Below are 13,080 nucleotides of genomic sequence, written 5' to 3'. Positions count from 1 at the left end.
CTATAGGACCGGGATTCCCACGGTCGCCCGTCGAGTTTCCTGCTTCGTCACTGACCGCCTCGTCCGGGAGGGCTCCCGTTGAGGGCTTACACCAGCTCCACAGGCAGACACCGCCAGCCCGGCGGCCAGAATGTTCCGCGCCGCGTTCACGTCACGGTCGTGATTGATGCCGCAGTCGCACGTCCATGTGCGGACGTGCAGCGGCATGGTGTCCCGTACGGCTCTGCATGTCGAGCACAGTTTGGAGGAGGGGAACCAACGGTCGACCGCAATCAACTTACGGCCGTACCACTGGGCCTTGTACTCCAGCATGCTGCGGAACTCGCGCCACGCCGCGTCGCTGATGGCGCGGGCGAGTCTGTGGTTTTTCAGCAGGTTCCGAACGGTCAGGTCCTCGATGACGATCGTTTGGTTTTCACGAACGAGCCGAGTGGTGATCTTGTGCAGGTGGTCGCGTCGCCGGTCTGCGATGCGAGCGTGAACCTTGGCGACCTTGCGGCGCGCCTTGTCGCGGTTCGCCGAGCCCTTGGCCTTCCGCGACAACTCCCGATGGGCGCGGGCGAGCCGGGCACGGTCGCGCCGCTCATGCCGAGGGTTGGTGATCTTCTCCCCGGTCGACAAGGTCAGCAGGTTGTCAAGCCCGGCGTCTATCCCGATCGCCGCGGTGGTCGGGGGCAGCGGCTGAACGGTCGGGTCCTCGCACAGCAAGGACACGAACCAACGCCCAGCCGGGTCTTGAGACACCGTCACCGTCGATGGCTTCGCACCCTCGGGGAGAGGACGGGACCACACGATGTGCAGCGGCTCCGCCATCTTCGCCAACGTCAGCCTTCCGTCCCGGAAGCGGAAAGCGCTGGTCGTGTACTCCGCCGACTTCCGGCACCTCTTCCGCGACTTGAAACGCGGGTACTTCGCGCGTTTGGCGAAGAAGCTGGCGAAGGCCGTCTGAAGATGACGCAGGGCCTGCTGGAGTGGGACCGAGGAAACGTCGTTGAGGTAGGCCAGTTCCTCTGTCTTCTTCCACGCGGTCAGCATCGCCGACGTGGCGTTGTAGGAGACGCGTTCCTGCCGGAGTGTCCACGCCTCGGTACGCGCCGCCAACGCAAGGTTGTAGACCTTCCGCACGCATCCGAACGTGCGCGACAGCTCAGCCGCCTGCGCGTCCGTGGGATAGAAGCGGTACTTGAATGCTCGCTTCACGCGCGTGGTCTTCATGGCTTTCGAACTATCGCATCAACCTGTGACAACCTGCGGGTTGTCGGGAGGGGGCTCGGGTCCACAGTGCCGGCGGCCGGCCATCCCTGCCCTGCTCCTCAGGCCTGCGACTCCTTCCGGCGCTGATGCGGGGTTTCTCAAAGGAGTTCCGATGAACGAACCGGTCGCCAGTGAGACGTACGCCGCCCAGCTCCGTCGGCTCGCCGAGCTGACCGCCCGGGTGGCCACCCAGCGCGCCGAGGCGCACACCTGGTACGCCCAGCAGTGCGCCGCCGCCGACCGGGCCGTGGCCGAGGCGGCCGAGCAGGTCCGCCGCGCCGAGGCGGAGGTGGCCGAGGCGCGGGAGCTGGTGGAGCGGGTCGACGCGGAGGCGGCGCACCTGTGGCAGCAGCTGCGCGTCCGGCTCGGCGGGGGCGCCCGCCGGCTGGGTGACCCGCCGGGGCCGGCCCGGGACGCCACCGGCGATCCGGTGCCGCTGCTGCGTGGGGTGCGGGAGCTGTTGGACCGCACCCGGCAGCCGGGCGAGCTGCCCGGCTCGGTGAACCCGCTGCTGGCCCTCTGCGGGGTCGGCGGGTCCGTGGCCGCGTACGCCCTGGGGGCGGGCGCCCGCGCGGTCGGCGCCGGCAGCGGCGGCGACCTGGCGGTCGGCATGCCGGTGCTGGCCCTGGTGGTGACGCTGGTCGGCCCCCTGCTGGGGCTGGCGCCGGCCCGCCTGCTCGCCGACCGCCGGCACGCGGTGCTGGGCCCCCGCCCGATCATCGTGACCCTGCTCGCGGGTCTGCTGACGACGATCGCCCTCCTCACCCTCGCCCCCCGCTGACCCCCCGGCCCCAGGCTCACGGCCGGGGACTCAACCTTGGGGCGGGCGGGGCGGGGTGGGGTCAGGCGGGGGTGAGGACGGCTTCCCTGAGGAGGCGGCGGGTGAGGACGAGGCGGTCGGCGTCGTCGTCGAGGCCGGGGAGGTCGCCGACGCGGGTGACGTCGCCGGTGAGGACGGCGCGCAGGGCCGGCTCGCAGGTGCCGGGCAGGGTGATGGTGCGGTCGAACAGGCGCAGCGCCACCTTCCCGTCCCCGGTCGGGGTGAGCTGCCAGCGCAGGCCGGCGCGGAGGGCGACCCGGGTGTCCGCGTCCAGCGCGGCCAGGGCCGCCGCCTGCGCGAGGGGGCGGATCGGCGCCGGTCGGGCCGCCGGCCAGGCCCGGTCGCGCAGCCGGGCGGCGACCGCGGCGGGGTCGGCCCGCAGCAGCCAGTCGCGCAGCGCCTCGACCGTCTCGGTCAGCTCCGGCTCGATCGCGTCCGGGTCGGCGACGTCGGTACCGAAGGGCAGCCCGGCGCGCAGTCGGGCGTCCTCGGCGGCGAGCGCGAGCAGCTCCTCGACCACGGCGTACCGGGTCAGCGCCCGGATGCCGACGGTCAGGTGCAGCGAGCTGGACTCCTGCGCCTGGGCGCTGTGCAGCCAGCCGCGGGGCAGGTAGAGCGTGTCGCCCGGTTCGAGCACCACGTCCAGCGCGGCGGCGCCCTCGGCGGTGGCGGCGACCTCGTCGGCCCGTCCGCCCCAGGGCTGCTTCTCCAGCGGGTCGGGCAGCACCGGCGGGTGGATCCGCCAGTGCTTGCGGCCGTCCACCTGGAGCACGAAGACGTCGTGGGTGTCGTAGTGGGTGGCGAAGCCCTGACTGCCCGCCGGGGTCAGATAGGCGTTGACCTGCAACGCCTGCCGTAGCGCGGCGCCCAGGTCCCGGGCGAAGTCGACCAGCGCGGGCCAGATCCGATGCAGGCCCTGGAGCACCAGGGTCGCGCCGGCGGCGTACAGCTCCAGGACCTTCTCGTCGAGGACCTGGTCTGCGATCTCGGCGCCCGCGCCGCCGCCGCCGGTCCAGCGCGCCGCGGGCACGAGCTGGCCGTCCTTGGCCACCCGCAGGAACGGGGTACGCAGACCCCGCCGGCTGAGCAGCTCGTCGGCGTCGGCGGGGCTGAGCAGGTCGGTGAAGCCGCGCGGGTTGGGCAGCTCGGCGGCGCGGGAGAGCAGCGGCGCGGTGCCCCAGTGGGCGGCGGCGAACTTCGCCGGTTCCACCGAGATGCACCGGGCGAGGGCGTCGGTGGCGGAAGACGGGACCGCCGGGCGGCCACGGCCGCCCGGCGGGTCGAGGTGCGTCACGACGATCCGTCAGCTGGCGCTGCCGTCGGCGCCGCCGTCGCGCTGGCCCGGGGTCGCGCCGCCGTCGGCCGGACCCTCGGCGCCACCGTCGGCGCCACCGTCCTGCTGGCCCGGGGTCGCGCCGCCGTCGGCCGGCCCCTCGGCACCACGGTCGGCCCCTCGGTCGGCGCCACGCTCAGCGCCACGGTCTGCGCCGCCGTCGGCGCCACCGTCCTGCTGGCCGGGGGTCGCGCCACCGTCGGCCGGGCCTTCGGGGCCGCCGCCGCCGGTCGTCTGCATGTCGTCGTCGTTGAGTGCCATGGGTGCTCCCTCGGGTGTGCCGCCCCGCCGTACGTCGGGGTTTCGTCGTGGAGCGGGTGGTACCCCACGTGCGATCTTCTCTAACCACACGGTAGACGTCGGAACCCGGCGACACGGACGGTTCGCCGGCCCCGAACCTGGGCCATCCGTTGCGGCAGCCCAGGCCTGCGGGCGCAGACCGCTGTGCGGTGTCAGGATGTACCGGGAATTGGCCGGCAGGAGGGTCGCATGGCGCAACCGGAGGTCGAGCCGCTGGAGCCGCTGCCCGAGGACTGGCAGCGCGGCCTGGCGGTGGTGGCGCACCCCGACGACCTGGAGTTCGGCGCGGCGGCGGCCGTCGGGCGCTGGACCGGGCAGGGCAAGGAGATCATCTACTGCCTGGTCAGCAGCGGCGAGGCGGGCATCGACGGGATCCCGCCGGAACGGACCCGGGCGATCCGCGAGCGGGAACAGCGCGAGTCGGCCGCCCTGGTCGGGGTGCCCACCGTGGAGTTCCTCGGCCTCCCCGACGGCCTGCTGGAGTACGGCGTCGCGCTGCGCCGCGAGATCGCCGCGATGGTCCGCCGGCACCGCCCCGACGTCGTCATCACCAACAACTTCCGGGACACCTGGGACGGGGCGTACGCGCTCAACCAGGCCGACCACATCGCCACCGGCCGCGCGGTGCCGGACGCGGTCCGCGACGCCGGCAACCGGTGGATCTTCCGGGAGCAACTGGTCGACGGCGTCGAGCCGTGGAACCGGGTACGGCAGGTCTGGGCGGCTACCTCCCCGCAGTCTCGGCACGGGGTGGACGTCACGGCGACCTTCGAACGGGGCGTGGCGTCGCTGCGGGCGCACGAGGAGTACCTGCGCGGGCTCGGGAACGGCGGCCTCGACCCGGAGGAGTTCCTGGAGGGGATCAGCCGGCCCGCCGGCACCCGTCTCGGGGTCCGCTACGGCGCCGCCTTCGAGGTCTTCCACTTCGACCTCTTCTGAGCGGTCGAGTCGCGCCTCCGGGTCACGGCGCCTTGCAGGCATGGCGGTGGAGCCGAGCTGCCAACTTCGGCGAGAGTCCGCGCGGGACCTGTGCGCTTCGGAAGGATCGGCCCCAGGGAACGTTCCGCACGCGAGCCGTCCGAGGTGCTGCCATGTCCCAGCCGGCGAGTCATCCACGGGCCCCGTCGCGCACCTGGTACCGGCCGATGGTCGCCCGCCCCAGCGACGAGCCGTATCGGAGGGTGACTCCACTCGAGCTGCTCTTCGACCTGTGCTTCGTGGCCGCGGTGCGGCAGGCCGCCGACCGGCTGCACCACAACCTGGGCGAGGCCGACATCGGCCACGGGATCGGCCTCTACCCGGCGGTGTTCTTCGCGATCTGGTGGGCGTGGATGAACTTCACCACGTTCGCCTCCGCGTACGACCCGGAGGACGACGTCTACCGGCTCACCACCCTCGTCCAGATCGCCGGGGCGCTGGTGATCGCCGGTGGGGTGCCCCGCGCCTTCGACCACGGCGACTTCTCCGTCATCACGTATGGGTACGTGATCATGCGCCTGGCGATGGTCGGGCAGTGGTTGCGCGTCGCCCACAGCGACCCCGAGCGGCGAGCCACCGCCTTGCGCTATGCCGTGGGCATCATCGTGCTGCAGGCGGCCTGGATCGCCCGGCTGGCACTGCCCGACGGATGGCCCTGGCTGTTGCCCGGCTTCCTGGCGGTCGCCGTCGCCGAACTGCTGCTGCCGTTCTGGGCCCGGCGCCCCGCTCCGATCATCTGGCACCCGCGCCACATAACCGAGCGGTACGGCCTGTTCACCATCATCGTGCTCGGCGAGTCGGTACTCGCCGCCAGCCTCGCCGTGCAGACCGCCTTCGACAGGGGGACCAAGGCGAGCGCCCTGCTGTCGATCGCCGGTGCCGGTGTGGTGATCGTCTTCGCCATGTGGTGGCTGTATTTCGACCGTCCGGTCGAACACCTGGCAACCTCGCCGCGCGTGGCGCTGCTGTGGGGATACGGCCAGTACCTGATCTTCGCGTCGGCGGCCGCGCTCGGCGCGGGTCTGGCCGTCGACGTCGACTACCAGACCGGCGCGGCACACCTCGGGCGCGTCGCCGCCGGGTACGCGGTGGCCGCGCCGGTCGCCATCTACCTGATCGCCGTCTGGACGCTGCACATCCGCCCATACGAGCAGCTGAAGATGACCGCGCCGTACTGGGCCACCGCGGCGCTCGTGCTGCTCACCCCGCTCACACCCGCGCCGTCCCGCCTGACCGCTCTGCTCCTCGCCGCCCTCGTCGCAACCACCGTCATCGCCACCCCACGCGGGATGGGCGCGGCGACCGGTCACTAGGTCCACCCCCCGCTGTCGGGGCGGGGGCCCAGCCTGCCGACGCGTGCCCGATCCCCGGGGACTTCGCGTGGCCTGGTCGTTTCCAGATGCACACCGCACGGTCGCAACTCCCGTGACACGCTCGGACAGGACAACCTGCCCGAGGAGTTGGAGGAGCATGAGCACTAAGGCTGCTTCGGTCGGCGCCTGATGGTCTCGGTGGCGATCGTGCTGGCCTCGCTGGGAGCGGCGCTCCTGCTGGATCGGTTCACCGGCGTACTCGTCCGGCGAGTCGCCCGCGGCCGCTACCAGTGGTGCCTGACGCCGTTGTATAGGGCCTGCCGACGTCCCGCGATCATGGTGCTGCTGCTCGGAGCGCTGTACTTCGCGATGCCGACAGGGCCGGACTGGTGGATTCGAGCAGTCCGCCACGGGGTCCAGCTGCTGCTGATCGGCGGTACCGCGTGGCTGATCGTCAAGGCCCTGTACGTCACCGAAAGCATCATCTTCAGCCGGCTGCCGGAGGCGGCGGTCTCGGACCGCCGCATCCGGCGCGCCCGCACCCAGATCCGGCCGGTGCGGCGCCTCACCGCGACCGTCGTCACCATCCTGGCGATCGGCCTGATCATGGTCACCTTCCGGCCGGTACGCCTGTTCGGTCTGTCGGTGTTGGGATCGGCCGGAGTGGTCGGCGCGGTGATCGGGCTCTCCGCGCGGACCGCCCTGGGCAACGCCTTCGCCGGAATCCAGGTGGCCTTCGCCGACTCACTGCACGTCGGCGACGTCCTGGTGATCGAGGGTGAGTGGGGCCGCGTCGAGGAGTTGAAGCTGACCAACGTCGTCATCCGACTCTGGGACGACCGGGTGCTCATCCTGCCCACGACCTACTTCACCGAACGCCCGTTCCAGAACTGGACCCGGAACGAAAGCCGGGTGGTCGGCCAGATCAAACTTCACGTGGACCACACCGCCGACCTGGATGACCTACGCACGGAGGCCCGGCGGCTGGTCGAGGCGTCGCCACTCTGGGACCGCGACCAATGGGTGCTGCAGATGGTCGACGCAACCGCACAGAGCGTGGTCATCCAGATCCAGGCCTCCGCCGCCGACGGCCCGAGCGCCTGGGACCTCCGCTGCGACCTCCGCGAGGGCCTGATCCGCTACCTTCGGGATGAACACCCGCAATGGCTTCCCCGCACCCGCAGCGAATACAAGCCCTGAACCTCCGGCAGCGGTACGCCGCAACGAACCTCCAAGGGCGCGATCACAATGATCCTGGTCGGCACCTCCGGCTGGCAGTACCGGGACTGGCGGGAGTGCTTCTACCCGGCGAAGCTGCCGCAGCGGCTCGGGCTGGAGCACTTCGCCGAACGGTTCGCCACGGTCGAGGTGAACAACGCCTTCTACCGGCTGCCCGAGCGGGACACCTTCGTCGCCTGGCGGGCACGCACCCCCGACGACTTCTGCGTGGCGGTGAAGATGAGCCGGTACCTCACCCACGTCAAGCGGTTGCGGGAGCCGGCCGAGCCGGTGGACCGGTTCCTCGGCCGGGCGAGCGGGCTCGGCGACCGGCTCGGGCCCGTGCTCGTGCAACTCCCGCCGAACCTGCGCGCCGACCCCGACGCGCTCGACGCGCCGCTGCGGCTCTTCCCCGCCGACGTGCGGGTGGCGGTGGAGCCCCGGCACCCCTCCTGGTGGAGCGACGACACCCGGCGGGTCCTCGAACGGCGCCGGGCCGCGCTGGTCTGGGCCGACCGGCTGAGCCGGCCGGTGGCGCCGCTGTGGCGGACCACCGACTTCGGCTACCTGCGGCTGCACGAGGGGCGCGCCCGCCCGTGGCCACGCTACGGCCGGGCCGCGCTGGCGTCCTGGGTACGTCGGCTGGGCGAGACGTTCGGCGACGCCGAGCCGGCGTACGTCTACTTCAACAACGACCCCGGCGGCGCGGCGATCGTCGACGCGGTGGCCTTCGCCGCGCTGGCCCGGCGGGCCGGCCTCCCGGTCAGCCGGACGCCGAGGGCCCGCCCCACCGGAGTGGAGCGGGCCGGGACGGCGCCGGTCAGGGAATCATCCGGCCCAGGTCCTTCGGCATCTGCGACTTGACGTCCTGCCACTCGCCCTGGGTGACGTGCTGGCGCAGGGTGTCCAGCACCACCTGCACCACTCGCTCCGTGCCGCCCTCCACGTCGTACGGGAAGCCCTGCCGGACCTCGTAGAGGAAGTCTTCCCGGTTCAGCTTGATCGGCACGTTCTCCGGCTGCCAGCCTTCGAAGTAGATGCCGCGTACCAGCACCGGCAACTGCTGAGAAAACTCCACGCTCTGCTGCAGCGGCATCCGGTCGCGCAGCAGGTGCAGCACCGTGCGCAACGCCGCGTACGACTGGTTGCGCTGCTCCTTCGGCCAGCCGTATGCCTGCTCGATGTCCTTGAGGATCAGGTTCGTCTTGTCCAATGAGGACTCGACCGCGGAAATCAGCTGCTCAGCCATCTGCCCACCCCCGTGCGTCGGTTTCCCAGCGTCGGTCGTCGGTGCGGCGCGGCGGCCCGCTGGGCCCCCGCCAGGGCCGGGTCGGGCTGAACCGACCGGGCCGCTCGCCACGCCGGGGCACGTCGGACTTCCCGACCACGTGCAGCACCCCGCCGCGACGTGCATCCGCTACCACCCGCACCGTCATGGCCCACCTCCTGTCGGCCTGCGGTCGCGTCGGTCGACGGACCGCACACACCGCCCATGCTGCGCGGAGAGCGGGTGAGCCGGCCTCACCCGACCCGGGTGAATCAGTCCGCGCCGAGCAGTGCCTTCAACTGCTGGCCGTTGCGCTGGGCGTAGTCGCGGTAGCAGTTGTTCATCAGCACGTGCGTCTGCTCGGCCTCACCGGCCAGCTCGCGCAGCTTCGGCGCCCAGTCCCGCAGCTCCCGCTCGGAGTAGCGGTAGCCGAACTTCTCGTGGATGTCCTTGCTGGTCCACTTGTCGCTGTGCCCGTGGAACCGGACCACCGCCAGGTCCGCGGTCGCGGCCAGCACCGGCGGCACCGACGAGCGGTGCCCCTGCGGCATGTCGACGCAGACGTACGCCAGGCGGTGCTGGCGCAGGAAGCCCAGCGTCTCGTCCCGGTTCGCCCCGTCGAACCAGGACGCGTGCCGGAACTCGAAGACCGGGCGCAGCGGGGCGCACCGCTTCGCCACCTCGAGCAGGTACTGCTTGTTGTCCCGCTTGATGGTGAACCAGGGCGGGAACTGGAACAGCAGCGCGCCGAGCCGGTCCGCCTCGACCAGCGGGTCCAGGGCGGACAGGAAGCGCGTCCAGACCTCCTCGTACGCCTGCGGCGGCAGGTCGTCCGGGTAGACGTTCTTCTTGTCCGTCTCCGGGCGCAGGTCCTTGTAGAGCGCGCCGACCCGGGTCGGATGCCCGGTCAGCAGACTGAACGCCTTGATGTTGAAGGTGAACCCGGGCGGGGTGCGGGCCACCCAGAGCTCCGCCGTCCGCTCGGCGGGCGGCGAGTAGTAGGTGGCGTCCACCTCGACCAGCGGGAACTGCCGGGCGTAGTAGGCCAGCCGCTTCTCCGGGGTGTCCGCGGCCTGCGGGTACCAGCCGGAGTCGAGCAGGGTCCGGTCGGTCCACGAGGCGGTGCCCACCTTGATCTCACCCATGGCTGGAGTCCACCGCGCGTCGGACCGACCGGCAACCCGGGCGGCGCTCAGGCGGCCCGCCGCTCCCGGGTCTGCTTGCAGGCCACGCAGGAGGTGGCGGAGGGGAAGATCTCCAGCCGCTCCACCGGGATCGGGGCGGAGCAACCCTCGCAGAACCCGTAGGTGCCCTCCTCGAGCCGGGTCAGCGCGTGCTCGAACTGGGCGCGACGGTCCAGGATGGTGCGTAACAGGGACTGCGCGGTGTCCCGTTCGGCCGTCTTGGTGCCGCTGTCGGCCTGGTCGTCGCCGGCGGTGTCGCCGACCTCCACCAGGCGCAGCACCTGGCTCTGCAGCACGGCCTGGTCGTACTCCGCGGTCAGCTCGTCGTAGCGCGACCGCAGGGACTGCCTAATCTGGTCGATCTCCGCCTGAGACCGGCCCGTGGCTACCGTGTCGTGGACGAGCATCGCTGCCTGCCTTTCGTGGGGCCTCACATCGGTCCGGGGCGGTGAACGCCCCGGACCTGTCCGTCGGTGGCCCGGGTGAGATCACCCGTGCTCTGTGAGCGGGGCGATTACCCGCAGCCGGAAAGGATCAAACCGACGATTTTTTCGCCACTGACGTCCCGAGCGTCCGGTTCGCCGGGCGGCCGCTCAGCCGGCGTCCCCGGGCTCGACCACGGCCGGGTGGCGGGGGTCGTCGACCCGGACCACCACGTCGGCGAAGGAGGCCGGGGCGACCTCGTCGGCGTACCGGGCGAAGGCGGGCAGCGTCCAGCGCAGCTCCGGATCGGTACGCCGCGCCAGCGCGGCCGGGGAGAGCACCAGGTGAACGGTGACGTCGAAGGGCAGCCCGCCGCCGAGCAGCAGCGCCCCGCTGACCAGCACCACGCCACCGGCGGGCAGCTCGACGTACCCGGCCCGGCTGGCCCGGTCGGTGGCGGCGTCCCAGAGCGACGGGAGCAGCCGGCCCGACCCGTCCGCGCCCGCCGGGTCGAGCACCTCCCGGCGCAGCCCGGTCTCGTCGACCCAGCCCTCGTAGTAGGCGTCGGGGTTGGTCCGGCCCTGTTCCAGCCGGAGCGAGGCGGGGCGGAGGAAGTCGGCGGCGAGCACGTGCAGCACCGGGCGCCCGGCGGCACGCAGCGGGTCGACCAGGGCCGCGGCCAGCGCGTCGGGGCCGGCCGCCGGCGGACCGTCGACGGCCACCCGGAGCCGGCCCGGCACGGCGGTGCCGGCGAGCCGGTCGGTCAGCTCGGCGACGAGCCGTTCGGGCGTGATCGGACGGACGCGCATCCGACCATGGTGCCCGGCCGGCCCGGTGGCCGACCAAGGACCCGGCTGGCTCAGCCGGTGCGGTCGATGGTCACGCGGGCGTCGTCGGAGAGTCGGTAGCCGACGCCGTAGACGGTGGTGACCAGGGGGACGTCCACGCCGACCTTGCCGCGCAGCCGTCGGACGTGCACGTCCACCGTGCGGACGCCGGCGTGCTCGTACCCCCAGACCGCGTTGAGCAGCTGCAACCGGGTGAAGACCCGGCGCGGGTGGGCGACCAGGTGCAGCAGCAGGTCGAACTCCAGTCGGGTCAGCGGCAGCGGCTCGCCGTCGCGCAGCACCGAGCGGGAGGCGGCCAGGATGTGCAGGGTCGGGATGGTCGGTGCGAGGGGGCGGGACGGGGACCGGCCGGCCGGCACCGGGTCGGCGCGACGCTCCACCGGGCCGGCGCCGCTGGTGATGACCGCGTCACCGCGTTCCAGCATCTCCCGGGCGGCCTCCAGCAGCCGGCGCGCGGGTGGGGTCAGGGACTCCTCGCAGGCGAGCGGGATGGACAGGGTGACCGTGAGCACGGGTGCGGCGGTGTTCGCGGGGCGACGCTGGCCGCCGGGGGGACGACCGGGAACCGCGGGTTGGGACGTATGCCATCCGGCGCGCGACGAGGCGGGGCTGACCGACATGGTCCTCCTTGGCTGGTCCGGGTATCTCCCCACGGCCCGGGACGCCGCTTCATCGATGCTTCCCGGCGCCTGTGCGAGGGTCAAGGGGCGGCTACGTTGCATGAATGTGACAATTGACGAACACATCGGAGCCACCCGCTCGCTCTCCGTGCGAGGCCAGATGATTACAGCAGAGTCGCCGAGTCGGCCCGTCAAGGGGGGTCCCCGGCCGGTTCACATTGGCCGGTGGGGTCGCGGGGCCGCTGCTCAGGCGGGGGAACGTGAGGAGAGTGCGCGGACGCCGGCCGCCCGGGGTGGCGGATCCGACCCCGGGCACCCGGCGCGGCGAGGGCCCGCCCGTCGGCTCAGCACTCCCGGTCCACCTCGACGCGGGCCTCGTCGGCGAGCCGGTAGCCCACGCCGTACACCGTGGTCACCAGCGGGGTGTCGGCGCCGAGCTTGGCGCGCAGCCGGCGGACGTGCACGTCCACGGTGCGCGCCACCGCGTGCTCGTAGCCCCAGACGCCGGCGAGCAGCTGCCGGCGGGTGAAGACCCGACGCGGGTGCTCGGCGAGGAAGAGCAGCAGGTCGTACTCGATCCGGGTCAGCGGGATCTCCCGCGGACCCTGGCGGACGATCCTGGGGCCGGCCAGGATCCGTACCGGGTCCGGACCGGCCTGCGGGGCCGGCGGCCCGGCGACCAGATCGGGGTGCGTGGGCGGGTCAATCGGGACGGCGGCGCGCGGCCGGCCGGCGAGGGCGGGGCCCGAGGTTTCGTGGTGGAGCACCCCCTCGCCCGTCCCGGCCAGCTCGCCGAGCAGGTCGACCAGCCGGGCCAGGCCGGGCGTCAGCGCACCGGCGGCGATCTCGAGGGTGATGGTCAGGGCCGGCGCGGTGCGGGACGGCGCGGCCCGGTCGGTACGGCCGGGCCGGTGTGGACGCGGGGAGATGGCGACGACGGACATGGAGCCTCCTGAGCTGGCGGTCGCGCCCGCCACGCCGGGGTACGGCGCGACGGTCAGCGGGGCGCCCGGCCGGCGGTGACCGGTGGCGCGGCGGACGAGGGGCGGTGCGGCGGGGTGGGGCCGAGGGTGGGCAGCCCGGCGATGCGCCAGGCGGCGAACCCGCCGGCCACGTCGGTGGCCCGGTGCAGGCCGAGCTCCTGGAGGGCGGCGGCGGCCAGCGAGGAGGTGTAGCCCTCCTGGCAGAGGATCACCACCGGCACGTCGTAGTCGACGGCCTGGGGCAGCCGGGCCGGGCAGCGCGGGTCGAACCGCCACTCGAGCACGTTGCGCTCCACGGCGAGGGCGCCGGGGACGGTGCCGTGCGCGGCGCGCTGGCCGGCCGGCCGGATGTCGATCAGCAGGGCCCCCGACCGGTGCGCGAGGTGGGCCTGCTCGGGGTCGAGCCGGCGCAGCCGGGCGCGGGCGGCGGCGAGGATCTCGTCGATCCCCCGGGCGCCGGGCGGCGGGACCGGACAGCTCTCGGGGCGGGTCCGGGTGTGCGGCATGGTCGGGTCCTTCCAGGCGGATGTCGGGTCTGC

At 72.9% G+C, this 13,080-nt stretch carries 15 protein-coding genes; 5 read left to right on the top strand and 10 right to left on the bottom strand.

Annotated elements, in window-relative coordinates:
* Positions 1-1,215, bottom strand: coding sequence for an RNA-guided endonuclease InsQ/TnpB family protein (locus tag ACTWO6_RS15285; RefSeq protein ID WP_130335037.1), 1,215 nt, complete (start codon positions 1,213-1,215; stop codon positions 1-3).
* A gap of 151 nt (positions 1,216-1,366) precedes the next feature.
* On the opposite strand from ACTWO6_RS15285, the gene ACTWO6_RS15280 reads away from it, so the two are divergent.
* A complete protein-coding gene (locus ACTWO6_RS15280) occupies positions 1,367-2,035 on the top strand; it encodes a hypothetical protein (RefSeq protein WP_446220273.1) in 669 nt (222 codons plus the stop codon).
* 61 nt (positions 2,036-2,096) lie between these two features.
* On the opposite strand, the gene ACTWO6_RS15275 is transcribed toward ACTWO6_RS15280, so the two are convergent.
* The gene (locus ACTWO6_RS15275) at positions 2,097-3,368 is read right to left on the bottom strand and encodes a cupin domain-containing protein (RefSeq protein WP_446220272.1); all 1,272 of its coding nucleotides are present in this window, start codon (positions 3,366-3,368) and stop codon (positions 2,097-2,099) included.
* A gap of 9 nt (positions 3,369-3,377) precedes the next feature.
* Complete coding sequence (locus ACTWO6_RS15270) at positions 3,378-3,668, bottom strand: hypothetical protein (protein ID WP_089014807.1); 291 nt, start codon at positions 3,666-3,668, stop codon at positions 3,378-3,380.
* 228 nt (positions 3,669-3,896) lie between these two features.
* On the opposite strand from ACTWO6_RS15270, the gene ACTWO6_RS15265 reads away from it, so the two are divergent.
* The 4 genes from ACTWO6_RS15265 (at position 3,897) to ACTWO6_RS15250 (ending at position 8,080) form a co-directional block, all read left to right on the top strand.
* Positions 3,897-4,646, top strand: coding sequence for a PIG-L deacetylase family protein (locus ACTWO6_RS15265; RefSeq protein WP_446220271.1), 750 nt, complete (start codon positions 3,897-3,899; stop codon positions 4,644-4,646).
* Positions 4,647-4,888: 242 nt separating this feature from the next.
* Complete coding sequence (locus ACTWO6_RS15260) at positions 4,889-5,998, top strand: low temperature requirement protein A (RefSeq protein WP_446220270.1); 1,110 nt, start codon at positions 4,889-4,891, stop codon at positions 5,996-5,998.
* 189 nt (positions 5,999-6,187) lie between these two features.
* Entirely contained in the window at positions 6,188-7,198 is a 1,011-nt protein-coding gene (locus ACTWO6_RS15255) for a mechanosensitive ion channel family protein (protein ID WP_446220269.1), read from the top strand.
* A 48-nt stretch (positions 7,199-7,246) separates the two neighbouring features.
* On the top strand, positions 7,247-8,080 hold the full coding sequence (locus tag ACTWO6_RS15250; protein ID WP_446220268.1) for a DUF72 domain-containing protein: 834 nt from the start codon (positions 7,247-7,249) through the stop codon (positions 8,078-8,080).
* On the opposite strand, the gene ACTWO6_RS15245 is transcribed toward ACTWO6_RS15250, so the two are convergent.
* The 7 genes from ACTWO6_RS15245 to ACTWO6_RS15215 all read right to left on the bottom strand — a co-directional run bounded on the left by ACTWO6_RS15245 (position 8,037) and on the right by ACTWO6_RS15215 (position 13,047).
* Complete coding sequence (locus tag ACTWO6_RS15245) at positions 8,037-8,465, bottom strand: DUF2267 domain-containing protein (protein WP_446220267.1); 429 nt, start codon at positions 8,463-8,465, stop codon at positions 8,037-8,039. The two genes, ACTWO6_RS15250 and ACTWO6_RS15245, sit on opposite strands and share 44 nt — an antisense overlap.
* 290 nt (positions 8,466-8,755) lie before the next feature.
* Positions 8,756-9,628, bottom strand: a complete 873-nt coding sequence (locus ACTWO6_RS15240; RefSeq protein WP_446220266.1) for a DUF72 domain-containing protein — start codon at positions 9,626-9,628, stop codon at positions 8,756-8,758.
* A gap of 47 nt (positions 9,629-9,675) precedes the next feature.
* On the bottom strand, positions 9,676-10,074 hold the full coding sequence (locus ACTWO6_RS15235) for a TraR/DksA family transcriptional regulator (protein ID WP_130335017.1): 399 nt from the start codon (positions 10,072-10,074) through the stop codon (positions 9,676-9,678).
* A 186-nt stretch (positions 10,075-10,260) separates the two neighbouring features.
* Complete coding sequence (locus tag ACTWO6_RS15230; RefSeq protein WP_446220265.1) at positions 10,261-10,899, bottom strand: uridine kinase; 639 nt, start codon at positions 10,897-10,899, stop codon at positions 10,261-10,263.
* A 50-nt stretch (positions 10,900-10,949) separates the two neighbouring features.
* Positions 10,950-11,558 (bottom strand): winged helix-turn-helix domain-containing protein, encoded by a 609-nt coding sequence (locus ACTWO6_RS15225; RefSeq protein WP_130335014.1) that lies wholly within the window; start codon positions 11,556-11,558, stop codon positions 10,950-10,952.
* Positions 11,559-11,902: 344 nt separating this feature from the next.
* Entirely contained in the window at positions 11,903-12,502 is a 600-nt protein-coding gene (locus ACTWO6_RS15220) for a winged helix-turn-helix domain-containing protein (RefSeq protein ID WP_446220264.1), read from the bottom strand.
* A 53-nt stretch (positions 12,503-12,555) separates the two neighbouring features.
* Positions 12,556-13,047 (bottom strand): rhodanese-like domain-containing protein, encoded by a 492-nt coding sequence (locus ACTWO6_RS15215; protein WP_446220263.1) that lies wholly within the window; start codon positions 13,045-13,047, stop codon positions 12,556-12,558.
* Positions 13,048-13,080: the final 33 nt, after the last annotated feature.

Source organism: Micromonospora sp. IBHARD004 (genome assembly GCF_052814115.1).
This window is presented reverse-complemented; position numbering and strand designations above follow the sequence as displayed.

Coding starts and splice junctions, on each gene's coding strand:
- ACTWO6_RS15280 (WP_446220273.1), top strand. CDS start 1,367: ATGAACGAACCGGTCGCCAGTGAGACGTACGCCGCCCAGCTCCGTCGG.
- ACTWO6_RS15255 (WP_446220269.1), top strand. CDS start 6,188: ATGGTCTCGGTGGCGATCGTGCTGGCCTCGCTGGGAGCGGCGCTCCTG.
- ACTWO6_RS15285 (WP_130335037.1), bottom strand. CDS start 1,215: ATGAAGACCACGCGCGTGAAGCGAGCATTCAAGTACCGCTTCTATCCC.
- ACTWO6_RS15215 (WP_446220263.1), bottom strand. CDS start 13,047: ATGCCGCACACCCGGACCCGCCCCGAGAGCTGTCCGGTCCCGCCGCCC.
- ACTWO6_RS15270 (WP_089014807.1), bottom strand. CDS start 3,668: ATGGCACTCAACGACGACGACATGCAGACGACCGGCGGCGGCGGCCCC.
- ACTWO6_RS15250 (WP_446220268.1), top strand. CDS start 7,247: ATGATCCTGGTCGGCACCTCCGGCTGGCAGTACCGGGACTGGCGGGAG.
- ACTWO6_RS15265 (WP_446220271.1), top strand. CDS start 3,897: ATGGCGCAACCGGAGGTCGAGCCGCTGGAGCCGCTGCCCGAGGACTGG.
- ACTWO6_RS15245 (WP_446220267.1), bottom strand. CDS start 8,465: ATGGCTGAGCAGCTGATTTCCGCGGTCGAGTCCTCATTGGACAAGACG.
- ACTWO6_RS15235 (WP_130335017.1), bottom strand. CDS start 10,074: ATGCTCGTCCACGACACGGTAGCCACGGGCCGGTCTCAGGCGGAGATC.
- ACTWO6_RS15230 (WP_446220265.1), bottom strand. CDS start 10,899: ATGCGCGTCCGTCCGATCACGCCCGAACGGCTCGTCGCCGAGCTGACC.
- ACTWO6_RS15225 (WP_130335014.1), bottom strand. CDS start 11,558: ATGTCGGTCAGCCCCGCCTCGTCGCGCGCCGGATGGCATACGTCCCAA.
- ACTWO6_RS15240 (WP_446220266.1), bottom strand. CDS start 9,628: ATGGGTGAGATCAAGGTGGGCACCGCCTCGTGGACCGACCGGACCCTG.
- ACTWO6_RS15220 (WP_446220264.1), bottom strand. CDS start 12,502: ATGTCCGTCGTCGCCATCTCCCCGCGTCCACACCGGCCCGGCCGTACC.